The following is a 23,377-nucleotide window of genomic DNA, read 5'->3' on the forward strand; positions in this document are numbered from 1 at the left end:
ACTTCACCTCTGATCCCCATCGAATAATCCTGCCTTATAATCCTGATAAATATACAAAAGTTCATTTTCCGAGAGACTTCGTTTTAGACCTATCGAAGTTGCTCTGACAATGTCCAAAATGTCGGCTGCCATTTTTTCATCGATTTCAATACCTTTAGATTTGAGAATCTGAATGATTGTATGTCTCCCAGAATGCTTTCCAATGACGATTTTTCTAGTCATACCAACTTCTTCTGGTGAATAAGGTTCATAATTGCTTAGAAATTTCATCACGCCATCCGTGTGAATCCCAGCTTCATGTGCGAAACAGTTCGATCCCACTATAGGTTTCCATTCAGGTATATTTCTGCCAGCTGCACGAGCTACATACTCTGCGATTTCTCGGAATCTGTGTGTTTCGATACCCATATCAATTTTAAGAAGGTGCTTGGCTGCCATGACGATCTCTTCAAGAGCTGCGTTTCCTGTTCTTTCCCCTATACCGAGCACGGTGGTGCTCACGAACGTTGCACCGGCCTGAACCCCCGCAATGGCATTAGCGGTTGCCATTCCGAAGTCGTTGTGCGTGTGCATTTCGATCTCTAAATCCACCTCGTTTAGCAGAGAGGCTATCGCTTCAAAAGTACCGCGGGGCTCAAGAATGCCGAGGGTGTCGCAATACCTCATGCGATGAGCCCCTGCCTCCTCAGCAGCCTTGGCAAACTGAATCAGAAACTCCTTATCAGCTCGGGAAGCGTCCTCTGCATTTGCTGAAATATACAAACCGTGAGATTTCGCATACTCAATAGACTCAACGAGACGTTCGATCACCCATTCTCTCGTTTTCCTTAGCTTATGCTCAATGTGAATATCCGAGGAGGACATCGAGATCGCAACAGCGTCTACATCGCAATCGATGCTATGAGAAATATCTTCTAAGTTTGCACGGTTCCAACCGAGTATCGATGCATTGAGACCGAGATTGGCGATCTTCTTAACCGTCTTCTTCTCGTCTCCTCCCATTGCTGGGATACCTGCCTCAATCTGCTGAACACCAATTTCATCGAGCAGTTTAGCAATCCTAATCTTTTCTAGATTGGCGAAGACGATGCCTGCGGCCTGCTCTCCATCCCTTAGAGTCGTATCGCATATGTTGATTGGACTTTTGCTTAATTTGGAAATCACCAATTCCACATCTTTCTTCATCTTCGCTGCCTCTCATGCTTTTTTAATCTCTATAGGGGAAATACCGAGAGATTGTGCCTCGAATGCACGACGTGTAAATAATTGTTGCGCATTATTAGTCATGTATTTACTTGATTCGAAAGCTATCGGACATTCATTCAATAAAGGCGTCGTTTTTCAGACATATTGCACACTTCAGTTTCGTGAAATGAAAAGGCTTGTTTTGGATTTCAGCAACTCCTTTTCCACTGCATCATCCTTCACGATGCAAGCCGTTTTTTGTATGAGATCTTAGTATTTTTCACTTCAGGCGAGCAAGATATAATAATATTGCTGAAAATCGCTCGTAAGAATCGGTGAATCTATTGATAATTTACAGATGCTAGAAAACAATAAGCCAATCGAAATCAGTCACTTTGTTCTATTTATTTTTTACAACTTTTTCTAATTTAACTTGTACCGCAAGAGCGCGGCCATGCCCCCGAGAGCTTCAAGTTTCTTTCCAGCTTCATGACGATCGCTTACGATGACTACTGTACCCTTTGATTGCTCAACTTTGCTTATGAGAACTTCTACCTTCTTTTCTCTTAAAATGGAATCGAGAATCAAAAGTACGCGAACCGCTCCCGCAAGCACTGCTTCTTCAACCTGCTTGGGACCATATGCAACCTTGCCATCTCTTGCTATTTCCATTAGAACCTCTTCAACAAGCTTTGTTTCCTCTGCCACCCTTGAATCTTTGAGAACTTCTGATCCCAATCCTTTTTTCATAATTTCGTGAATACCTTGAAGCCCAGATTGGCCTGTATGAAACAAAAAAGCTTTTGAAAAAATATCAGGTGCCCGTCGCTTCCCTTCGGCAAGTAAAGCTTCTTTGGCAAATCCTGGACCGAGAATCACGAGAGGCATATCGCCGCTATGAACTTGCCTAATCTTCTCAATAACTTCACCGTAGAAGTCTTCTGTTTCCTCCTGGGCGTACATCTTTCCGCCTGATTGCTTGTATATTTTTGCAATTTCCTTGATTCCAAATTGCGCCAGCATCGCAATAAATGCCTCATCATAATCAATGACGACGAAAAGCAGTTGGGGACGTGTTGTGTCTTCAACTGCCCTCTGAAGTCTTTCCAGAGCAGATCGAGGCCATTCATCTTTGATGATTGTGATAGTATCGCCTTCCTCTAAGTTGAATGTATGGTAAGAGCCCAAATCCTGGGGACCTTCACTGATTGTCCCGAGAACTCTTAATCGGGACTCGGTCTCATGGAATTCCATCTTCTCGACAATAATCTTCAACGTCATTCTTTTCTTCTCCCCTCGTTCTGATCTGAGTTTATCTGACTTCATTTCTTCCCGCCTGAAAGTGGTGCCAATGATCCTATCACCAGGCTGAATAATATTGTAAAGATGCCATAGATCATCAGTGGAGTCAATTTGTAGTTTAACTACACCATTTTTCTTATCTTGATGCAGAATTTTCATGATCCCTCTAGGATATGGATTTAAAATATATCAATGTAAAAGGCACGATATCAAGCTCAAAGTCATTTTGTCGAAGTATTCTCGGTGTTTAAAATTGCAGATTTGATGGTCAATGTGTATATCAAGCATTAATTCGATGGCTTTAATTCGAGATTCTCTAGATGTCAACCAGGCTTGTTTTGATCATCACAATTTCTGTGAGGTGTTCCTAATTCCAAATCCCGCATAGAAACAATAGTTTTGAAGAAAGTCATGATAGATACGATCAGTTGAGAAGCATGCATCACCGATCTTAGATAACTAACGATATCAAATCCCTCGCAAGGATTGCTCCTGAAGTTCAAATGCTAACAATTTTTCAAAATATTGTCCAATAAGTGATGACAAAGATTAAGTAGGAATTAGCGATACCTTGACTTTCTGATGCATACCTCTCGCCTCATCCTCGAAGATGGAACTGTGGTCGAGGGTGTTGGCTTTGGCTTTAGAAAGACGGTTTTTGGTGAAGTAGTTTTTAACACTGGGATGACAGGATATCAGGAGAGCCTTACCGATCCTTCCTATATAGGACAAATTCTAGTCATGTCTTTCCCCACCATAGGAAACTACGGCATAAATCAAGAGGACTTTGAATCAGATAGAGTTCAAGTGGAAGGTTTCGTGGTAAGAGATTACTGCCATGAGCCGACGCCTATGTATTCTGGAAGGACTCTTGAGAGTTTTCTATATAACCACAATATTCCGGGCATTTCTGGCGTTGATACAAGGTCGCTCATCATCAAAATTCGAAAACATGGAACAATGCGGGGCGCAATTTCATGTGATGACGATGTCGAGGAAATCACAGAAAAGGTAAGATCAATGCCTTTTCCAGCGGAGAAGAATCTCGTAGCCCAGGCAACAACGAAAAAGATAATCAGGTACGAGAACAAAAAAAAGGAGGCAAAGACGGTTGCTTTATTTGACTGCGGATGTAAAGAGGCAATTTTAAGGGCATTGAAAGAACGATTCACGGTTGTAAGGATCCCCTATGATACGCCAGTCGATTTCTTCAAAGACAACGATATTGATGGAATTTTCATTTCTAATGGGCCTGGAAATCCGGCCCATCCAGAAATAAAGGAAACCATTGTGAAAACCGTGCAGAGAATTAAAGAAGAGTATCCTATAATGGGTATCTGCCTTGGATTTCAAATTCTAGCGCTTGCTTTCGGAGCAAGAACATATAAAATGAAATTCGGGCACAGAGGGGCAAACCAACCTGTGAAATTTAGTAATAAGGTCTATGTTACTTCTCAAAATCACGGATATGCCGTTGAAGTGGATTCTCTAATCGACAATGGCTTCAAACCAGACCAGTTCAATGTGAACGATGGGACCGTGGAGGGTGCGAGGCATGATGAGCTCCCAATTATATCCGTACAATACCACCCAGAAGCGTCGCCCGGACCGAGAGATACAAGTTTCCTTTTCGACGAATTTGCTGCCATGCTGGAGGACACAGAATGATGAACAGGGAGCTCAAGAAGATTATGGTCATCGGCTCAGGGCCAATCGTAATAGGGCAGGCAGCGGAGTTTGACTTTTCGGGCTCGCAAGCTTGCAGGTCGTTGAGGGAAGAAGGCTTCAAAACCGTACTTGTGAACTCCAATCCTGCGACGATCCAGACGGATTTCGAAACGGCTGATTACGTTTATATCGAGCCGCTAAACGCCGAGATAGTGGCGAGAATAGCGGAAAAAGAGTGTGTTGATGGGATACTTTCTGGGATGGGGGGCCAGACGGCGCTAAATATTTGCTCTGAGCTCGCAGAAAATGGAACGCTCGACAGACTTGGAATTAAACTTCTTGGAACGCAACCGCTGGCAATAGCACTTTCTGAGGATAGAGACCTGTTCAAAGAAACTATGAAAAAAATTGGGGAGCCTGTCCCTAAAAGCGTTGCTGTTACAAGTGTGGAAGATGCGAAAAGGGCTGCTCAAGAGCTTGGCTATCCAGTTCTCGTAAGGCCAGCATATACTCTAGGAGGAACAGGAAGCGGCATCGCGAGAAATGAGGAGGAACTCGAATCAATCGCGGGAAGGGGGCTTATCTATTCAAGGATACACCAAGTGCTTATCGAAGAGAGCGTCCTCGGCTGGAAAGAGTACGAATACGAGGTCATGAGGGATCGCAACGATAACTGCATCACGATATGCAGCATGGAAAACCTCGATCCCATGGGCATACACACAGGTGAAAGCATAGTAGTAGCTCCTGCCCTGACATTGAGAGACACCGACCATCAACGGTTAAGAACTGCAGCAATAAAGATCATTAGGGCACTTGGGATAGAAGGCGGTTGCAACATCCAGTTTGCATTTAATCCCGATAACAAAGAGTACAGAGTGATCGAAGTTAACCCGCGAGTTTCGCGATCATCTGCTCTAGCCTCAAAGGCTACAGGATATCCTATTGCAAGAGTCGCTGCCAAAATCGCGGTTGGTAAGACTCTTGATGAGATAACAAATAGAATAACTGGAAAGACCTATGCTGCGTTTGAACCTTCGATTGATTATGTCGTTTTGAAAATTCCGCGGTGGCCGTTCGATAAATTCCGTACTGTTGATAGAAGAATCGGTACGCAAATGAAGAGTACTGGAGAGGTCATGGCAATCGGGAGAACTATTGAAGAGGCTATCATGAAAGCTGTGAGATCCCTAGAAATCGATAAAATTGGCTTGGAGCCTGAGCAGTGGAGCGATGGGGAGCTCGAGGACGAGCTTGCCAATCCGACCGACAAAAGATTATTCGCCATTGCAGAAGCGATCAGGCGAGGAATGATGCTCGAGAAGATCGCTGATCTCACAAAATGGGATATCTTCTTCATCAAGAAAATCCGAAACATTGTTGAAATGGAAAATGTACTTCGCAATGCACCTGAACTAACACACGAACTTCTAATGAAAGCGAAGAAAATGGGATTTCTAGACGAAAGCATTGCACAAATGAGGAATACATCACCTGAGGCAATCAGATCGTTAAGAATTTCAATGGGCATATTGCCGACGTATAAGATGGTCGACACATGTGCAGCAGAATTCGAAGCTACAACGCCATACTTTTATTCAACTTATGAAAGTGAATGTGAAGCAAGGCCAAGCAATAAACGAAAAGTTGTAATTGTTGGTGGCGGGCCGATTCGCATTGGACAGGGGATTGAGTTCGATTATTGTTGCGTCCATGGTGTTATGGCATTGCAAGAGGAAGATGTCGATGCCGTCATCATTAATAACAATCCTGAGACAGTGAGCACTGATTACGACATTTCAAACAGGCTTTATTTTGAACCTCTTACTCTTGAAGACGTTTTGAACGTTATCGAGAAAGAAGATGCCGATGGCGTCATCCTGCAATTTGGTGGGCAGACTGCTGTGAACCTTGCAGTTCCGCTTCAAAAAGCGCTCCAGGGCAAAAAAACGAGGATCTTAGGAACGGCACCTGAGATGATGGATGTTGCTGAAGATCGTAAGCTTTTCTCCGCATTGATGGATCGACTCGGTATCAAGCAACCGCTATCTGGCACTGGATATTCTTTTGAGGAAGTAAAGGATATCGCGAAGAAGATAGGTTTCCCAGTGCTTGTAAGACCTAGTTACGTGCTTGGCGGTCGGGCCATGGAGATAGTTTACAACGAAAAGGAGCTTGAAATGTACGTGTTATCGGCGGTAAAGGTATCGAGAAAACATCCCATACTCGTGGACAAGTATTTGTCCCACGCGATTGAGATTGATGTAGATGCCATTTCTGATGGCGAGGATGTTTTCATCGGAGGCATTCTCGAGCATATAGAAGAGGCGGGTGTTCATTCGGGAGATGCAACAATGGTACTTCCTCCGCAAACGCTTTCAAAAAAAGTCATTGATGAAATTATCGAAATCACCGAAAAGGTGGCGAGTGCTCTGCAGATCAAAGGGTTAATGAACCTCCAGCTCGCTGTCAAGGATGATGAAGTTTACATGCTCGAGGCGAATCCGAGAGCAAGCAGAACCGTCCCATTTGTATCAAAAGCGATAGGTATCCCCTTGGCCAAAATCGCAACGAAGATCATGTTAGGTAAGAAACTGAGGGACATAGGGCTGATAGGTGTCGCCCACTTCAACCATGTGGCTGTCAAAGCGTCGGTATTTCCATTTTTGAAATTGCCTGGCGTAGACAGCATACTGGGGCCAGAAATGAAGAGCACAGGAGAAGTTATGGGAATAGGTGAGACTCTAGAGGAAGCATGCCACAAAGCATACACCGCTGCTGGGTACAAATTGCCACTCAACGGCAGCGTGTACATCACCGTCAGCGATAGCGACAAAGAAGCGGTCTTGCCCATTGCAAAGGAGCTCTCGGAAATGGGATTTACCATTTATGCAACAAAGGGAACTTCAACATTCCTGCGAAATCATGGGATTTCGACAACAACGGTATACAGGATTAGCGAAAAAACGGCCCCAGACGCGCTAAGTCTGATGAGGAAGGGCGAAATCAACCTCATTATAAACACTCCAACAGAGAGCTCTGGAGCGAGAAGAGACGGCTACATGATGAGAAGATTGGCTGTTGAACTTGAGATACCTTTCATGACAACTATTCAGGGAGCTAAGGCAATTGTCGGCGCAATCAAGTGGGCCCGAAAAGGGAAAATCGAAGTCAATGAGCTCAAAACTTATCATTCTACGAACTCAAACTTCTTGATTTCAATGCCACAAACATGATTCCACTCAGTATCATTGCGCCGCCAATTACAACGGAAAGGGTTGGGGATTCATCAAGCAACAAAGCTGCGAGAATCGAGGCTCCGATTGGCTCTCCCAGAAATGATACGCTTATGTAAGTAGCTGGCAAGTATTTAATTGAATAGTTAAATAAGGTATGTCCAAAAATGGTCGAGACGATTGCAAGAGCCACAAAGATGTAGTACTCAGCAATTGGATAAGGCCACAGCGGTTGCTGGAATACGAGACACAGCAGAAATAGAAATAGTGAGGAGAAGAAGTAAACGAGAAAAACGTACGAAAGCAAGCTCATTTTCTGCCTGATTATCCGACCTAAAATTATGTAGGCTGCTGCAGCAACCGCACCAAGGAATGCGAGCGCATTGCCAACGCTGTTAGAATTTCCGTAGTCTTCTGCGTATATGAAGATTACCCCTATGAAACCAAGTAGCACGCCCGGGAGGGAATGCAGAGTTTTCTCACGAAAGAGCAATGCTGACAATAGGCACACAATCAAAGGGTGAGAAGTCACAAGAATAACGGCGCTTGCCACAGTTGTTTGCTGCACAGCACTTATAAAGAAGAGGAAATGGAGGGAAAGGGTTAGGCCAACGAGTGAAAGGACAACAAGAGATCTCACATCAATCCTCTGCAGCTCTTTCCTCTCGAAAAATACTACAAATGGAAGAAGGATCAGCGAACTAAATCCCATTCGGTAAGCCGCGATTACGATTGCAGGTGCATCGCTCCACCTGATAAAAATCGATGAGAAAGAGATGCCAACAATTGCGATCATTGAGGCGATATGAGGTCGAATTCCCTGACGAACCTCCGCGTCTATCTAATTGCCCCCTAATGAATGAGAATGCTGCGGACGCCTTTACACGTTTTGATCTTTGGGATCAGTTCAGGAGGAACTGCGCTCTCGGTGATAACGTAAAGTCTTGGTTCTTCTGAGAGTTCAGGATCATCGACAATCGCCTGACGAATGCTTATGCCTGCGCTTGCAATGACCGTCGCTACTTCGGCCAAGATGCCTGGCATTCGGGGGTCAACAGGGATGATTTCGATAGCACTCCAGCCCATCTTGGGCGCAACTTCTTTTAACATTGCTGTTGGCTTCAAGCGAGAATACACATCAAGGAGCTCAGGATTCGACATTATCGTTTCGACAGCCGAACGAACAATACGTCTATCAACCCCTGCAGCACGGGCAATCGCAATATCCGCAAGCTCAATATTCCCACAAAATACAGAGTCGTCCGAGACACGTAAACCGTGCTCAAGAAGAAGTCTTGCAACCTTTGCTTGCGAAGGAAATCGGCCAAAAAATTTCGCGAGTGAACCCCACATATAAGGAAATGAACTGCGAACTTACATAAAAAGCTTTCAATTATGGTCATTTATGCTCAATTTTGGGCACCACATTACGTCGCTTCGCTTTCTTTCGCAAGTCTATAACAATATTCTCTCAGTATTCGTTTTGAAAGCATTTTAATAGGAAAATTTGGGGGAAGATAGCATATTTTTAGGAGAATAAGCGCTCTTATAATATGATATGCTTCCATGATCATCGAGTACAATACGCGGTATTTTAAGAATGTGAAGTAAGGAACTAGCCATAAATTGGCAAAATATATAATGAGAATAAAATCATGAATTTTTTGAATATTTAAATAAACTTTAATAAAAATAATTCGATGATAATTCAGAATACGATTGATATTGATCATTTAGACAACGATCAGAGGGAGCTTACGGGCAGAATGATAAGCCAATTGTTGATGACCAGAAAGGGGCCCTTCGAATTCCAGAAAATCTCTAAGATTATCGGTGGCATTATTGTTGATACATGCGTAGTTCCTCTCGTTCCAATCGGAACGGATATCATGGGTATCAAATTATGGAATCTAACGCTAGCAAGAGATTTGGAAGGAACGGGGAAAGTACATTTAATTGCACATATTATGAACTTAAGATATCCGAATAAGGTACCAGAACAGCTGAAGTAACGGGATCAATTGCGATTTAGATCGATCGGGATGTAGAGTCTGCTAGCGGGACTCTCCATATCGTTCCAAAATCCTGGGAATATTCAACAAACATTCCTATACCGCCGACATCACACTATTTTCACTTTACGGGCATAATTGAAGGAAATAATATGACAATTTGGTATGATAAACCTGGATCTCCAAAGTGGCTAGACATCGCGATGGAATTTTCATTTACTACATCCTCAACGCGGTGAAAAATCAGCGGAACGATCATCGAATCTGGCACCAATGCAATTAACCTTACAAAGCAGTGATCCAAAGCTAACACAGATCCTCTTACTTCAACTTGAAAAAGGATTCAGGCATCAGACGGGGAAGACTCTTGAAGAAAGATCAGACAAAGTACCCTTATTCTTGTCGAAAGCGTTTTGAATGTACAGAAAATCTTATATGCGTGTCAAGTATTGTCACGCCAACCTGAGGTGATGGTGTGCTCGGAAAAAGCATCCGCATGGAACGCATTATGGATAGGAAAACCGGAAGGGCAGTGATTGTCCCTATGGATCACGGTATATCACTCGGCCCTATTGACGGCTTAGTTGATATGAAAAAGACGATCGACATGGTAGCCGAAGGCGGCGCTACCGCTGTTGTGCTTCACAAAGGCATCGTCCAGTATGGCCATCGCTCTTTTGGCAGGGACATTGGTTTGATAATTCATTTGTCCGCGAGCACAAGTCTAGGAACCGATCCAAACGAAAAGGTCATGGTAACAACGGTTGAAGAGGCAATCAAACTCGGTGCCGATGCTGTTTCAATTCATGTGAATCTCGGTTCAAATACAGAATCCCAAATGTTGAAGGATTTTGGCGAGGTTGCTAGAAAATGCAATGAATGGGGAATGCCACTCCTCGTCATGATCTACCCGCGCGGAAAGAACATCAAGGATTCATTTGATGTTGATCTGGTTAAACACTGTGCAAGGGTGGCAACCGAACTTGGCGCGGATGTAGTCAAAACGAATTATACCGGTGACATCGACTCGTTCAGAGAAGTTGTAAAGGGATCTTTAGCTCCTGTCGTAATTGCGGGCGGACCAAAAATGGATTCAGATGAAAGACTTTTGCAGATGGTGAAGGATTCAATTGAAGCTGGTGGGAAAGGGGTTTCGATCGGCAGAAACGTCTTCCAACACAGGAACGTCGTTGGAATCACAAGAGCGATTTCGAAAATCGTCTTGGAAAATGCAAGCGTAGAGGAAGCAATGAGGATGCTGAAGTGATCTGATGAAGAACAACACAAGCGGAAAAATCATTTGGGTCTCAGCTACAGAACTTTCATCTCAAGAAGAAAGAAAGAGAATAGTCACAACGGCCCTTGAAAGTGGATTTGTGGATATTCTTATCCGAGCCGAAGATGAGAATTTTAGAAAGCTCGGAAGATTTGATGCTTTTATTCTGAAGGGAGATCAGATTTTTTTCGAGGGATCTCTGGTAGGTCACCTAGTAATTATTAAGGACGCAGAAGACCTGAAAAGGGCGAGTGAATGGAAAGACCGTGTTGACTTTCTCATAGTCAAAGCGCTCGACTGGAAAATTATTCCTCTGGAAAATCTGATTGCTGAGTTTCAAAAATCTAGAACAAGGCTTCTTGCAGCTACGTCAAGTCCCGATGACGCCCGCTTATTTACTCAAACTCTTGAGGTAGGTGTTAATGGAATTGTTATTGAACCGAAGAAGCCTAAGAATCTGAAAGACTTTGCAGAGACTGTTTCAAGGGAATTACCAAAGATTAATCTCACTCCTGTTCCTATCAATAGGGTCGTACCATTGTCATTAGGAGATCGCGTATGTGTAGATACCTGTTCGATTCTCCGAGTTGGCGAAGGCATGTTGATAGGATCCCAGTCGGCGTGTCTCTTTTTGGTGCAGTCAGAAAGCATGGAAAGCCAATACGTTGCTTCACGACCTTTTAGAGTTAATGCCGGAGCCGTCCATTCTTACATTCTCTGCCCAGATGGCAAAACTAGATACCTTTCTGAAATTTCAAGCGGCGATGAAGTACTCGCGGTGGATTCAAGTGGCAATTGTAGGAGTGTAATTGTTGGCAGGGCGAAGATTGAGAGACGCCCATTGATCTTAATCGAAGTGGCAGCTAACGATGAAAAGTATACAGCTATCTTGCAGAATGCTGAAACAATCAGGCTCTGCACCCCTGATGGTTCTATCTCAGTAGCGGAATTGATAGAAGGGCAAAAAGTTTTGGTGAGACTTGAAGAAGGTGGAAGGCATTTTGGCCACGCGATTAACGAAACTATTGTGGAGAGATGATGAAGATCTGTGTTACTATTGCAGAAAAGAGTCTTGAAAGCGCTATTGAAATGGCGAGAAATGTTCTCTCGAAGTCTCCGGACGTTATAGAGATTAGATTCGATATGATGGATGCACTACCCAAGGACCTCGAAGGATTCAAAGATATTCGAGTGGCGAAAATTGCAACAGTGCGGCTTGCAAGGCAGGGTGGGAAATTCTCTGGAACGGATCATGAAAGATTGGAATTCTTCAGGAAGGCAATCAGATCTGGATTCAACATAATCGACATAGAGTCAGATTCCAAAATTCTTGACAAACTAGCACCCATCGCTGAAGAGATAAAAATCATTTGTTCAACTCACGATTTTGAAAGCACACCAAGCACCTCGTCTATAATAGAAACTTTGATTAGAAACTCCTCGAAAGCTGACATTGCAAAGGCCGCATTCATGGTGAATTCAATCCGTGACCTACATGCGATCTTTGAAGCAGCGGATGGTTTTAGGGAAACTGGAAACGACTTCGTGATTATTGGTATGGGAGAACTTGGAATATTGACCAGAATTCTTTCAAAGAAGCTTGGATGCGCATTTACTTACGCATCAGCTGAAAAAGGAAGAGAGATAGCTCCCGGGCAGCTGGATATTGATTCCCTGAGATTCCTTGGAGATGCCCCGATAATCACTGGAATAACAGGTTATCCGCTATCACACACGATATCTCCACTGCTTCACAATACGGCGTTTAAGGCCCTTCATATCCCTGGCATATATCTAAGATTCCCAGCGAAAGCAAATGAACTCGAGGATTTTGTGAACTTGATCATTGATGTCGATATTCGAGGCATCAATGTTACCATACCGCATAAAACAGAAATCATGGCTTTTCTTGATAAACTTGACGAAAGTGCAGATTGCACTGGTGCTGTGAATACAATTGCTAATGAAAACGGTGTGCTCACTGGATACAACACCGACCTTCATGGAGTTGAATCAACTTTCGAAGTCAACAATATAGATCCTCACGGCAAGAGTGCACTGGTTCTTGGCGCTGGTGGTGCGGCTAGGGCATGCTGCACATTTCTCCTGAGAAAGGGTGCAGAGGTTTATTTAATAAACAGAAGTCAGGAAAGGGCAATGCAGCTGGTTGATGATTTGGGAGGAGATATTAACCTCATTCGGCTAGATGATGTAAGGCGTCACAAATTCGAAATAATTGTCAACTGCACGCCTCTAGGTATGAAAGGATTTCCAGATGAAGATCTTATTGACCCAGAAATTTTTTCCAAGGATCAATTCGTGTTCGACGTGATTTATAATCCGCCCAAAACAAGATTTCTTTCCGAAGCCGAGGCTCGCGGTGCCAAAATTGCATCAGGTTTGGAAATGCTTATATCCCAAGCAGAAAAAGCCTTTGAGATTTGGACTGGAAGGAGTCCGCCTCGGGACGTCATGTTGAAGTCAGCGATGGAGGCGTTAAAATGAGGGGGCACGGAACTGCCCATGGTGCAGCAACTATTGTCAATGCAATTGCGACAGGTAAGGGCGGAGCATTTGGAATTGGGCTAAGGACATGGGCCGATGTTGAAATTACTACGGATGGGCAGTTTCTCGCGAGAATTGAAGGATTCGAGAATGAGGATACAACGCTAATCAAGATGTGCGCAAGGGAAGTCATCAATACGTATTTTCCAGATGAAGGATTTGGGGCGAGAATAAGCACCAAATCGGAGATTCCAATATCCAGAGGACTGAAAAGTAGTAGCGCTGCAGCGAATGCTGTTATTATGGCAACCCTGGATGCGCTTAGAATAAAATGTGACAGTATCGATGCGATTAAAATAGGAACCCGGTGCGCGAAAAAAGCGGGTGTATCGATTACAGGTGCTTTTGATGACGCATGTGCATCCTATTTCGGTGGTATTGCGCTAACTGATAATATAGCGGAAAGAATCATCAAAAGGGACACGCTGCCAGATAGTCTCAAGGTCCTGATCTATGTTCCAAATTTCCAGATTAGAAAGAACAAACTCCCTATGGAAAGAATTATTTCTATAAGAAGTATGGTTGAAATAGCTTTTGAACGTGCTATTTCTGGTGACTATTATTCTGCGATGATTCTCAACGGCTTGGCTTATGGAGCTGCCCTTGGATTAGATCAGGACATTGCCGTAAGAGCGCTATGCAGAGGGGCGAAGTGCTCAGGTATTTCGGGCACGGGACCTGCAATCGTCGCACTAGTTGATGAGGAAGATCTTGATGAATTCCTTTGCGGGTTCGACGATGTGAAGTTCATCGTGACGAACATTTATAATGGAATAAATACAGCATAGAGGGAGAATATAATCATGAAGCTACGGGTTAAGCAGTCTTCAATTGATGGCACACTTCCATCATCACCTTCAAAGAGCTATACACATAGGGCGATGGTTCTTGCACAACTTGCAGATGGCAGATCCATACTGAGAAAGGTGTTATTCAGCGGGGACACGATTGCAACACTGAATGCAATTCGGCTGCTCGGTGCTGAGGTAGATGTAAGAGGAGATATTTGCGAGATACGTGGTGGAGAATTCGTCTGTCCAGATGATGTTATAGACGTTGAGAATTCGGGGACGACCATTAGATTGATCGCCGGCGTCGCTTCACTTCTTCCTTGCATCACGATATTGACTGGTGATGAATCGATTCGGCGAAGGCCCATGCAGCCATTGATCGATGCACTTACGGAAATGGGCGTTTATTGCGTATCAACCAAAGGCGATGGTCGCGCGCCACTTGTCATCAGGGGACCCAACAGAGGAGGAATTGCGCACATTAGAGGCGACGTGAGTTCTCAATTTATCTCATCACTGCTCATTTCCTCACCAGTAAAGGAGGTTGACACGAAAATAATACTCACAACGCCACTGAAATCTCGCCCCTACGTTGAAATTACCATAGAGATGATGAAGAGATTTGGAGCTGAATGCAAAGAGTTGTCTGACGGATTTCATGTGCCTGGAAATCAAGAATATATTGCATGTGAATACGAAATTCCCGGCGATTATTCTTCCGCCGCATTTCCTCTCGTTGCAGGCGCTATAGCTGGAAGAGTAACAATCAGGGGTCTTGACCCTCAAGATCGCCAAGGAGACAAAGTGATTCTAGACATTCTGGAACAGTTCGGGGCATGTGTGGAGAGACGGGGGTCTGAAGTAACAGTCTCAGCAAACGACCTCCGTGGCACGAATATCGATTTATCGGACTCGCCAGATTTATTCCCAATAGTATCTGTTTTAGCAACAGTTTCTGAGGGTGAATCCAAGCTTTATAATGCAGAACACGTGAGGTTGAAGGAAAGCGATAGAATAAGCACGACAACATCATTCTTAAGATCTATGGGAGCTGATATTGAGGAAAGGAAAGATGGGTGTATTATCAGAGGCCCAAATAGATTGAAAGGAACTGTTATTGATTCTCAAGGCGACCATCGGATTCTCATGGCAGCAGCAGTTGCTGGTCTAGTCGCAGAGGGGGAGACAATTATCACCGATGGAAAGTGTTACGAGGTATCGTACCCTTCATTCTTGAACGACATGCGCGCTCTCGGTGCTCAAATGGAGTTGATTGAATGAATACAATAGGGACGCATTTTAGACTAACGCTCTTTGGCTCCAGTCATGGACCGTGTGTAGGATGTGTTATTGACGGGTGCCCAGCCGGCTTAAAAATCGAAAGAGATTATATCCAAAAAGAAATAGACTTGAGAAAACCAATTGGTGAGGTTGGAACTGCACGGAATGAGGAAGACCAAGTTGATGTTCTTTCAGGCATTCTTGATTCTTTCACAACAGGTGCACCAATTACTTTAATCATGTGGAACAAGGACATTGATAGTTCCAAATATGAAATATTCAGGAGAATCCCGCGACCAGGTCACGCGGATTTCTCCGCTCTCATGAAATACGGTAGGTTTCACGATTTAAGGGGCGGTGGACAGTTCTCTGGTAGGATGACCGCTCCTATAGTCGCGGCAGGGGCGATAGCAAAGGCCCTTCTCAAACGCATAGGTGTGGAAATCGCCGCGTACACTCAGTCTATAGGAAAAATCGTCGATGAGGTGGAACATTCTTTTGAACATATAATGAACACGAGGATGACAAATCACATAAGGACCGCTAATCCCGCGCTTATCGGAGCTATGGAAAAGGAGATCTTGGATGCGAAGGCCGAGGGAGACAGTGTAGGAGGAATAATCAAATGCATGGCAATCGGCGTCCCTGTTGGCACTGGTGAGCCTTTTTTTGATACTGTCGAAGGCGAGCTTGCAAAAATGATTTTTTCGATACCTGCTGTGAAGGGCATTGAATTTGGTTCTGGTTTCAGATCAAGTTCGATGAGAGGATCCGAACATAATGACCATTTCGCCATTAAGGACGGAAAGATAATCACACTTTCGAATAATTCTGGCGGTATCCTTGGTGGGATTGCGATTGGAACACCAATAACATTTAGAGTTGCATTTAAACCTACATCGTCGATAGCGAAAATCCAGCAAAGCGTGGATTTAGTCAAACTTGAAAACACCTCACTAAGAATTGAAGGGAGACATGATCCATGCATTGTTCCAAGAGCGGTGGTCGTGGTTGAGGCAGCAACGGCCATAGTTCTAGCAGACTTGTGCATGCGTGGTGGTTTCGTTGTGTGAGGAAATATCATCTCTAAGGAAAAGAATTGAGGAGATTGATCAGGGCATTATTAGGCTCATAGCGGAAAGAATAGAGATCGGAAAAGAGGTAGGCAAAGCAAAGATCAAAGGCAATTTGCCGATGCGTGATCTTGATGTGGAGAGTAAAGTAGTGGGAAGATATGTGAATAAATTACAGGAAATTGGAATGAGTGAAATTTCTGCACGAAATATTGCTTCTATCTTGATCAGTGAGACTTTGGAAGCTCAGTACAAACTGAAGAAATCCAAAGAAAGTATGAAACTACTTATAGTTGGTGGTGCTGGGAAGATGGGTGGTCTCCTATGCAACTATTTTGCCAAGAAAGGACATGAAGTCTTCGTCTTCGATAGATCTAAGTCGTCGAGATTTCCAAACGTGATGAATTTCAAAGAAGCTGTTCGGGTAATGGATTTCATTATTGTGGCGACGCCAATTTCATCTGTTCGAGGCATTTTAGAGGAAACGATTTCTTCGACGCCAAAGGGTGTCGTATTTGACATTTCCTCAATAAAAAATTCCTTTGTCGATCTCCTCAAGAACGCCGCAAAGGATGGACACAAGGTCTGTAGCGTGCATCCGATGTTTGGACCTTTCGTACCATCATTTCACGAGAGGAATATCATTGTGTGCGATTGTGGATGCAAGGAAGCAGTCGATGCCACTGTTGATCTTTTTGAAGGATCGACTGCTAGAATCATCAGGATGTCAATAGATGATCACGACAGGATGATGGCTTATGTTCTCGGGATGACTCATGCCTTAAACATCGCATTTCTCAGAGCGCTTGCTCGAAGTGGATATGATATGAAGAGCCTAAAGGAAGTTGCATCTACAACCTTCAGCCGACAATTGAGTACATCTAGTGATGTTGCTAGCGAAGACGCGAACTTGTATTACGAAATACAGCACTGCAATCCTTACAACGGAATTGCAGTTAGGCAGCTTATTAGTGCAATGGAAGAGATAAGGAAAGCCGGCGAAAATGAAGATTCAACTGGCTTTATTGATATAATGCAGAGCAATCTGAAATACCTAGAGGGAGGTGAATAATTGGGCAAAATAGAAGTAGCCATACTCGGTGCCACAGGAATGATAGGACAGCGTTTTATTCAATTGCTTGAGAAACATCCTTTCTTTGAAATAAAAGGATTGTACGCATCTGAAAGATCCGAGGGTAAGAAACTGGGTGATGTGCTAAAATTGAAAGACTGCACGTTCAGAACCGAGACTCTTGAAATGGTTGTTGAGCAGATCGATACCGACAGAATTGCCAATGAAGTAAGAGTTGCATTCAGCGGTTTACCGAGCGATATCGCAAAAGAATATGAAGCGTCTTTGGCATCAAAGGGTGTGGCAGTTTTTTCAAATGCCGCATCTCACAGGATGAGGAAAGACGTGCCACTTCTGATTCCAGAGGTAAACCCCGATCATCTGGATCTGATTCAATTCCAAGAGACGTATAAGAATGGAGGCTTCATCGTAACTAATCCCAATTGCTCAACGACAGGGCTTGCAATCCCTCTCAAAGCGATAAATGACGCATTTGGGATCGATCTTGTTGTTGTCTCAACATATCAAGCAGTTTCTGGCGCAGGATATCCAGGTGTTCCTTCTCTAGATATTTTGAGTAATGTGATCCCATTTATCAAAAACGAGGAGGAAAAAATGGAGTCGGAGATATTGAAACTCCTGGGCAGGCTGTCTTCTAACGGCGTTGAATTTGCGAATTTTGAGGTGCTCGCGAACTGCGTTCGCGTACCTGTTATTGACGGACATCTTGAGTCCGTAACTCTGCGGCTCAAAGAAAATCCAACAATTGATGAATTTACAGAAGTACTTATCAATTTTAAAAGCGAAGCTCAGCGTCTGAACCTACCAACAGTTCCTATTGCACCTATTATCGTACAGATGGGACAAGACAGACCGCAACCTCTGATGGATGTATATGCCGGCGAACCATCCAGAGCAAAAGGAATGGCTGTGACGGTAGGAAGAATAAGAAGAAAGAATAATTACTACAAAATGTTCATTCTTTCGCATAATACAATAAGAGGTGGTGCTGGCGGATCTGTATCAAATGCGGAACTTGCATACGTTCGGAACCTGCTGGAGCGCTAAGAGAAAAGGTATAAATTTAACGATAGTTATCATCGACCTATTCGGGTATGTCAGCGGAGGTTGAACGTTGAGAACGTATGAAGAAATCAATGAGAAGATCAAGCGCGGCGATGTAGTGGTGATGACCGCTGAAGAAGTCATCAAAGTTGTTGAGAGTCAAGGTTTGGAAAGTGCAACGAAGGAAGTTGATGTTGTGACGACTGGCACGTTTGGAGCTATGTGCTCCTCAGGCGCTTTCCTTAACTTTGGCCACTCGGAACCGCCCATAAAAATGCAAAAGGTATGGCTTAATGATGTCCCGGCCTACACAGGTCTTGCGGCAGTTGATGCTTACATAGGCGCAACTGAGCTGAAGGAGAACGGAGATCTTGACTATGGCGGTGCACATGTTATAGAAGAGCTAATTGCGGGGAAACCAGTTCACTTAAGGGCCACCGCATACGGCACAGACTGCTACCCACGTCGCAGCATTGACACTTATATTTCATTGAAAACGATCAATCAAGCTTATTTGTTCAATCCAAGAAACGCATATCAGAATTATGCAGTTGCCACCAATTCATCTGATACGACATTATTTACCTATATGGGGAAGCTTCTCCCGAACTATGGAAATGCGACATATAGCAGCTCAGGTCAATTGTCTCCCCTTCTAAAAGATCCCTGCTGTAGGACAATAGGAATAGGTTCAAGGATTTTCATTGGGGGAGCTAAGGGATTTGTAGCATGGGAAGGAACTCAGTACAATACGGCGGTTCCGACTAGAAACGGGGTTCCAACCAGGGCGGCGAGAACTCTGGCAGTGATAGGAGATATGAAGGAAATGTCAACAGAGTTTGTTAGAGCGCTCTATTTCCACAGATACGGTGTTTCGCTTGCCGTTGGTATTGGCGTGCCAATACCAATACTTGATTCTGAGGTAATGAAGTATGCTTCACTCAGCGACAAAGAACTTTTTGCGCCCGTCCTAGATTATTCCCTTCAATCCCGGAGTAGAAATCCTCTGAAAGAAGTAAGTTACGCTGAACTTCGCAGTGGATTTATCGAGCTTTATGGCAAGAAAGTGAAAACATCATCCTTATCAAGCTATTATAAAGCTAGAATCATCGCAGAGAAGCTTAAGACCATGATTGAAGAGGGTGAATTCCTCCTGACCCGCCCAGTTCATGGTTTGCCAAGCGAACGAGCATTCAAGCCGCTGGATATCAGGTCTAAAGAGGAGGTATGACTCTGGTAAAAAAGAAGTTTTTATTGAGCTTCACGCCATCGATTGTGAACGAGCCGATCACTTACAAAATGGTAAAGGAATTTGATCTAATGGTAAACATCTTGAGGGCTGAGGTTAGTGAGCGCGGCGGAAGGCTATTGATCGAAGTCGACGGCAAACCTTCTCAGGTGAGCAAAGGAGTTGGCTTCCTGAAAAGCGCGGGCGTGGAAGTAAAGGAATTGAACGAATATGTGAATAGAGACGAAGATCGTTGCACACACTGTGGGGCTTGCCTATCCATTTGTCCTGCCGACGCATTTGAAATTGATGGAATGAGTTGGAAAGTGTCTTTTAAAGCGGCCAAGTGCATTGCTTGCGGCCTGTGCATTGACACTTGCCCACCGAGGGCCATGAAGTTGCGCATATGGTAATACGAAAACATTTCGAAGTTGGCGAGACTGCGGTTAACATAATCGCTGAGGAACGATTCATCGGTTTGGCCGAATCTGCTATTTTCGAATCAAGGGAAGAAATACTCAGGTACGCATCTCGCGATCCATTTTTCTTGCTGACAATTGAACCCTACGATCCTTTACCATCGGCTCCTTTCATTATTAAGAGAATGTGCACGGCTGCGAAATTGGCAGGTGTAGGACCCATGGCAGCTGTGGCCGGCGCGATCGCTGAAAGTGCTGTTGAGAAAATGGTGGATGCTGGGGCTGATCATGCGATAGTAGACAACGGTGGCGACATTGCAATGAAACTCAGCAGAAGAACAGATATTGGCATATACACCGGTGATGATCTCGTGGAAAAGATCGGCTTCAGATGCGAGCCACGTGAAGGGATTTTTGGCATCTGCACATCATCGGGCAACATAGGACACTCAATATCATTTGGAATATCAGATGCTGCTGTGGTTATTTCGAAAAATGTAACATTGGCCGATGCCTGCGCGACTTTATTAGGGAATCTTGTGACATCTGATGATGAGAACATCATTAAAAACGCCATTGAAAGGGTGTGCTCAATAGATGGTGTAGAAGGGGCATTAGTCATCGTAAACGGAAAAGTTGCAATGAAAGGGACAATTCCCAAGCTGATAAGATCAGAATTTTCTAAAGATAGCATATCAAAGATCACATTCCCATCGCAATCTAGGCAATAATTTGAATGCCAATCGGAAAACCAGACCAAATTATTAGGCGAATCCTCTGCGGCGCTTTGAGCTGCGTCTAGGCGGGAAAGTTGGCCAATAAAAAAAGAGAATGGGGGAGAATATAGGAAGCTCTTAGACAATCCGCTTCCCCGCTTCCATGGATGCACTCTGGTTCCAAATCTCAACTGGCTCGAAAACCCATACACCTCTCGCCTTGAGATTCAACCTTGCCAGATTCTTATTCATGGCGTCAACCAGGGGACCAGATGTCTGATAGTCCTTTACCCTCGCCTTTATCTCAAATGACTTCATGCCGCTTACGAGAAGCATAGAGGCCAATTCGTTCTTCGCCTTCATTTCCCCGAGATTCTTGCTTGTCTTCTGCATAAGAACTGCTCCAACGGCAAGGCTGTCCTGCGAAGGTGCTACGAGGCTACCCACATGGACGATATGCACGTTACCTTCCGCATCCTTTGTTCCCAATATTTTTGCTGTACCAGGATCATTAATAATTTTCATGATCTCATCAGGAATCTTTATCATATTTCCACCGATTTGTATAGTTTGATTCGCAATATATAAGTATTATGATGTAATACAAATTTATACGAATGAAAAGCGAACAACTGATTAATGAATTGGCAAATTTGAAAAGAGAAATTGAACGATTGAATGAAACGGTCCTTAATATTAGATATGATGATTTCAAAAGCACATTCATTGAACAAATTCGAGATACATTGAGAAAAGAGAGCGAAAAGCTCTTGGAAACAGAAATGTGCAGATTTGATAGTTCCTCAAGTTGCACTAAAAAAGGCGAATGTATTGGCAAAATTCAAGAAGTGATGGAAGATGTCATAAGGCTTTTTAGCCAAGATGAAACTGATACTGCTTTGATTCTTTTGAAAGAACTAGAAGACACAATATCTGGATCTCGTTCCCCATGCCTCGATCCAAAGTGCTCAAAATTCGTCTTGGAAGTTTTGCAGAAAATTCGTTGTCACATGTTGATATTTGACACCTTCAAGTTTAGATTCAAGGCAGATAAACCTGAGAATAGAAAGTTTTCACCCAGCGTTTCAATGGACTTTTCTCCAGAACAGGCTGAGAAATTGCTCAGCCCCCTATCTAATGCCTGGCGAATCCAAATTTTGAGATATCTTTCGTCTGGTGAAAGGAGTTTCTCGGAAATAAGCCGCGAACTTGGCTTGCGTACTGGGCATCTACAGTTCCATCTGAGACTGCTTAAGAATGCTGGATTTATAGAGGTGGATAGGAAGACACATATGTACTCATTAAAGCGCAAAGGCATTGCTGCACTTCGGGGGATCGGACAGCTAATCGAAATAGCAAATATCGGCGAGTCTTGTGCGGAAGTCGATGCGAAACAGAATATCTTCAAAGGGGACATGCAAGCAACCATAGATGGTAAATAAGAAATGCAGAAAGCGATGCCTGATTAAGCTAACCGATATTTGAAAAATTCACAATTTACGATTTTCGAAATGATTGTTCCCTATACGCCAATTTGTCATCATCTGCCAAAATAAATTGATCAAGCGCTTATCGTTAAATACTGATTGAACGTTGTGGGATGATTGCTAAGGGTGAACATATGGCACTGCGCATTGCTCTCCCAAATAAGGGGCGATTGAGCGAGCGATCGATTCAAATCATGAAACAGGCTGGAATTGAGATAGAAGACGGATCAGATCGACGGCTCTTTGCCTCAGTTAAAGAAAAGGGACTTGAAATCATGTTCCTCAGAGCGCAGGACATCGTGAGATTTGTTTATCAGGGAGCTGTTGATGCAGGTATTACTGGAAAGGATCTTGTCTTTGAGTCTGGACTCGATGTCGTTACGCTTGCCAATCTTAATTATGGATATTGCAGGCTTGTAGTAGCGGTGCCTGAAGCTGCTAACATCAATTCCATCGCTGACATCAAAGAAGAATCGACCGTTGCTACATCGTTTCCAAATCTCACAAAGCAATTCTTTTCCAGTATTGGAAAGAAAGTCAATATTTCAATAGTCTCAGGTGCCACGGAGATCACCCCATATATCGGTGTTGCAGATCTCATTGTTGATCTCGTTTCAACGGGATCCACATTGAAAACTCACAGGCTGAAGGAGATCTCCACCATAGTTGAATCAAATGCTGTACTTGTGGCAAATAGAGAAAGCTTAAGTGAGAAAGGAAGAGAACTTGAAGAATTGACGTCCTCTCTCAGAAGCGTTTCTGATGCCGAGAACAAGAAATATCTCATGGCAGACGTTCCTATTGACGCTCTTGATGAAATTAGGAAATTTCTTCCCGGCATCGCCGGCCCAACTGTAATGAATATCATGGGGCGAGAGGATATAGTTGCTGTCCATGTGGTTGTCGACAAGGACAGAGTCAATGATGCCGTCTTAAGACTCAAGGCGCTTGGTGCGACAGGCATCCTCATAGTTCCCATAGACAGAATGGTTCCATAGGTG

21 protein-coding genes are annotated in these 23,377 nt (G+C 43.9%); 16 read left to right on the top strand and 5 right to left on the bottom strand.

Annotation, left to right across the window (positions count from 1 at the left end; translation table 11 throughout):
- Nucleotides 1-3 precede the first annotated feature (3 nt).
- Both nifV and QW087_05445 read right to left on the bottom strand, forming a co-directional pair.
- A complete protein-coding gene (gene nifV, locus QW087_05440; GenBank protein ID MEM2944163.1) occupies nt 4-1,185 on the bottom strand; it encodes a homocitrate synthase in 1,182 nt (393 codons plus the stop codon).
- A gap of 423 nt (nt 1,186-1,608) precedes the next feature.
- Complete coding sequence (locus QW087_05445) at nt 1,609-2,646, bottom strand: mRNA surveillance protein pelota (GenBank protein ID MEM2944164.1); 1,038 nt, start codon at nt 2,644-2,646, stop codon at nt 1,609-1,611.
- Between the two features lie 423 nt (nt 2,647-3,069).
- Here QW087_05445 and carA point away from each other — a divergent pair, with 423 nt between their 5' ends.
- Both carA and carB read left to right on the top strand, forming a co-directional pair.
- Nucleotides 3,070-4,155 carry a glutamine-hydrolyzing carbamoyl-phosphate synthase small subunit gene (gene carA, locus QW087_05450; GenBank protein ID MEM2944165.1) on the top strand — a complete coding sequence of 362 codons (1,086 nt, stop codon included), beginning with the start codon at nt 3,070-3,072 and terminating at the stop codon, nt 4,153-4,155.
- Nucleotides 4,152-7,391 carry a carbamoyl-phosphate synthase large subunit gene (gene carB / locus QW087_05455; protein MEM2944166.1) on the top strand — a complete coding sequence of 1,080 codons (3,240 nt, stop codon included), beginning with the start codon at nt 4,152-4,154 and terminating at the stop codon, nt 7,389-7,391. The genes carA and carB overlap by 4 nt, the downstream gene beginning before the upstream one ends.
- On the opposite strand, the gene QW087_05460 is transcribed toward carB, so the two are convergent.
- Both QW087_05460 and QW087_05465 read right to left on the bottom strand, forming a co-directional pair.
- On the bottom strand, nt 7,351-8,187 hold the full coding sequence (locus QW087_05460; GenBank protein MEM2944167.1) for a DMT family transporter: 837 nt from the start codon (nt 8,185-8,187) through the stop codon (nt 7,351-7,353). The genes carB and QW087_05460 overlap by 41 nt on opposite strands.
- Before the next feature lie 56 nt (nt 8,188-8,243).
- Nucleotides 8,244-8,744: a regulator of amino acid metabolism, contains ACT domain protein gene (locus QW087_05465; GenBank protein ID MEM2944168.1), complete on the bottom strand. Its 501-nt coding sequence runs from the start codon at nt 8,742-8,744 to the stop codon at nt 8,244-8,246.
- Between the two features lie 347 nt (nt 8,745-9,091).
- On the opposite strand from QW087_05465, the gene QW087_05470 reads away from it, so the two are divergent.
- From QW087_05470 to QW087_05525, 12 genes are all read left to right on the top strand, one after another.
- Nucleotides 9,092-9,403, top strand: coding sequence for a hypothetical protein (locus QW087_05470; GenBank protein MEM2944169.1), 312 nt, complete (start codon nt 9,092-9,094; stop codon nt 9,401-9,403).
- Nucleotides 9,404-9,878: 475 nt separating this feature from the next.
- Nucleotides 9,879-10,670: a 2-amino-3,7-dideoxy-D-threo-hept-6-ulosonate synthase gene (locus tag QW087_05475; GenBank protein MEM2944170.1), complete on the top strand. Its 792-nt coding sequence runs from the start codon at nt 9,879-9,881 to the stop codon at nt 10,668-10,670.
- A gap of 4 nt (nt 10,671-10,674) precedes the next feature.
- Complete coding sequence (locus QW087_05480) at nt 10,675-11,718, top strand: 3-dehydroquinate synthase II (protein MEM2944171.1); 1,044 nt, start codon at nt 10,675-10,677, stop codon at nt 11,716-11,718.
- On the top strand, nt 11,718-13,184 hold the full coding sequence (aroE, locus tag QW087_05485) for a shikimate dehydrogenase (protein ID MEM2944172.1): 1,467 nt from the start codon (nt 11,718-11,720) through the stop codon (nt 13,182-13,184). Before QW087_05480 ends, aroE begins: the two co-directional genes overlap by 1 nt.
- Entirely contained in the window at nt 13,121-14,032 is a 912-nt protein-coding gene (locus QW087_05490; protein ID MEM2944173.1) for a shikimate kinase, read from the top strand. The genes aroE and QW087_05490 overlap by 64 nt, the downstream gene beginning before the upstream one ends.
- Nucleotides 14,033-14,047: 15 nt before the next feature.
- Nucleotides 14,048-15,316, top strand: a complete 1,269-nt coding sequence (gene aroA / locus QW087_05495) for a 3-phosphoshikimate 1-carboxyvinyltransferase (protein ID MEM2944174.1) — start codon at nt 14,048-14,050, stop codon at nt 15,314-15,316.
- On the top strand, nt 15,313-16,389 hold the full coding sequence (gene aroC / locus QW087_05500) for a chorismate synthase (GenBank protein MEM2944175.1): 1,077 nt from the start codon (nt 15,313-15,315) through the stop codon (nt 16,387-16,389). Before aroA ends, aroC begins: the two co-directional genes overlap by 4 nt.
- The gene (locus QW087_05505; protein ID MEM2944176.1) at nt 16,382-17,461 is read left to right on the top strand and encodes a bifunctional chorismate mutase/prephenate dehydrogenase; all 1,080 of its coding nucleotides are present in this window, start codon (nt 16,382-16,384) and stop codon (nt 17,459-17,461) included. Before aroC ends, QW087_05505 begins: the two co-directional genes overlap by 8 nt.
- Nucleotides 17,462-18,529, top strand: coding sequence for an aspartate-semialdehyde dehydrogenase (asd, locus tag QW087_05510; protein MEM2944177.1), 1,068 nt, complete (start codon nt 17,462-17,464; stop codon nt 18,527-18,529).
- Between the two features lie 67 nt (nt 18,530-18,596).
- A complete protein-coding gene (locus QW087_05515; protein ID MEM2944178.1) occupies nt 18,597-19,757 on the top strand; it encodes a homocysteine biosynthesis protein in 1,161 nt (386 codons plus the stop codon).
- The gene (locus QW087_05520; GenBank protein MEM2944179.1) at nt 19,754-20,167 is read left to right on the top strand and encodes a 4Fe-4S binding protein; all 414 of its coding nucleotides are present in this window, start codon (nt 19,754-19,756) and stop codon (nt 20,165-20,167) included. The genes QW087_05515 and QW087_05520 overlap by 4 nt, the downstream gene beginning before the upstream one ends.
- The gene (locus QW087_05525) at nt 20,161-20,904 is read left to right on the top strand and encodes a UPF0280 family protein (GenBank protein ID MEM2944180.1); all 744 of its coding nucleotides are present in this window, start codon (nt 20,161-20,163) and stop codon (nt 20,902-20,904) included. The genes QW087_05520 and QW087_05525 overlap by 7 nt, the downstream gene beginning before the upstream one ends.
- Before the next feature lie 123 nt (nt 20,905-21,027).
- On the opposite strand, the gene QW087_05530 is transcribed toward QW087_05525, so the two are convergent.
- Complete coding sequence (locus tag QW087_05530) at nt 21,028-21,438, bottom strand: hypothetical protein (protein MEM2944181.1); 411 nt, start codon at nt 21,436-21,438, stop codon at nt 21,028-21,030.
- A gap of 68 nt (nt 21,439-21,506) precedes the next feature.
- Between QW087_05530 and QW087_05535 the strand changes: the two genes are divergently transcribed.
- Together QW087_05535 and hisG are read left to right on the top strand one after the other, a co-directional pair.
- Nucleotides 21,507-22,331 (top strand): winged helix-turn-helix domain-containing protein, encoded by an 825-nt coding sequence (locus QW087_05535; protein MEM2944182.1) that lies wholly within the window; start codon nt 21,507-21,509, stop codon nt 22,329-22,331.
- 179 nt (nt 22,332-22,510) lie between these two features.
- A complete protein-coding gene (hisG, locus tag QW087_05540; GenBank protein ID MEM2944183.1) occupies nt 22,511-23,374 on the top strand; it encodes an ATP phosphoribosyltransferase in 864 nt (287 codons plus the stop codon).
- Nucleotides 23,375-23,377: the final 3 nt, after the last annotated feature.

This window comes from Methanomassiliicoccales archaeon (assembly GCA_038850735.1).
Classification (GTDB): Archaea; Thermoplasmatota; Thermoplasmata; order Methanomassiliicoccales; family JACIVX01; genus JACIVX01.

What these genes read in the sequence shown, in the direction of transcription:
- nifV (MEM2944163.1), bottom strand. Translation starts at nt 1,185, where the DNA reads ATGAAGAAAGATGTGGAATTGGTGATTTCCAAATTAAGCAAAAGTCCA.
- QW087_05445 (MEM2944164.1), bottom strand. Translation starts at nt 2,646, where the DNA reads ATGAAAATTCTGCATCAAGATAAGAAAAATGGTGTAGTTAAACTACAA.
- carA (MEM2944165.1), top strand. Translation starts at nt 3,070, where the DNA reads ATGCATACCTCTCGCCTCATCCTCGAAGATGGAACTGTGGTCGAGGGT.
- carB (MEM2944166.1), top strand. Translation starts at nt 4,152, where the DNA reads ATGATGAACAGGGAGCTCAAGAAGATTATGGTCATCGGCTCAGGGCCA.
- QW087_05460 (MEM2944167.1), bottom strand. Translation starts at nt 8,187, where the DNA reads ATGATCGCAATTGTTGGCATCTCTTTCTCATCGATTTTTATCAGGTGG.
- QW087_05465 (MEM2944168.1), bottom strand. Translation starts at nt 8,744, where the DNA reads ATGTGGGGTTCACTCGCGAAATTTTTTGGCCGATTTCCTTCGCAAGCA.
- QW087_05470 (MEM2944169.1), top strand. Translation starts at nt 9,092, where the DNA reads ATGATAATTCAGAATACGATTGATATTGATCATTTAGACAACGATCAG.
- QW087_05480 (MEM2944171.1), top strand. Translation starts at nt 10,675, where the DNA reads ATGAAGAACAACACAAGCGGAAAAATCATTTGGGTCTCAGCTACAGAA.
- aroE (MEM2944172.1), top strand. Translation starts at nt 11,718, where the DNA reads ATGAAGATCTGTGTTACTATTGCAGAAAAGAGTCTTGAAAGCGCTATT.
- aroA (MEM2944174.1), top strand. Translation starts at nt 14,048, where the DNA reads ATGAAGCTACGGGTTAAGCAGTCTTCAATTGATGGCACACTTCCATCA.
- aroC (MEM2944175.1), top strand. Translation starts at nt 15,313, where the DNA reads ATGAATACAATAGGGACGCATTTTAGACTAACGCTCTTTGGCTCCAGT.
- QW087_05520 (MEM2944179.1), top strand. Translation starts at nt 19,754, where the DNA reads ATGACTCTGGTAAAAAAGAAGTTTTTATTGAGCTTCACGCCATCGATT.
- QW087_05525 (MEM2944180.1), top strand. Translation starts at nt 20,161, where the DNA reads ATGGTAATACGAAAACATTTCGAAGTTGGCGAGACTGCGGTTAACATA.
- QW087_05530 (MEM2944181.1), bottom strand. Translation starts at nt 21,438, where the DNA reads ATGATAAAGATTCCTGATGAGATCATGAAAATTATTAATGATCCTGGT.
- QW087_05535 (MEM2944182.1), top strand. Translation starts at nt 21,507, where the DNA reads ATGAAAAGCGAACAACTGATTAATGAATTGGCAAATTTGAAAAGAGAA.
- hisG (MEM2944183.1), top strand. Translation starts at nt 22,511, where the DNA reads ATGGCACTGCGCATTGCTCTCCCAAATAAGGGGCGATTGAGCGAGCGA.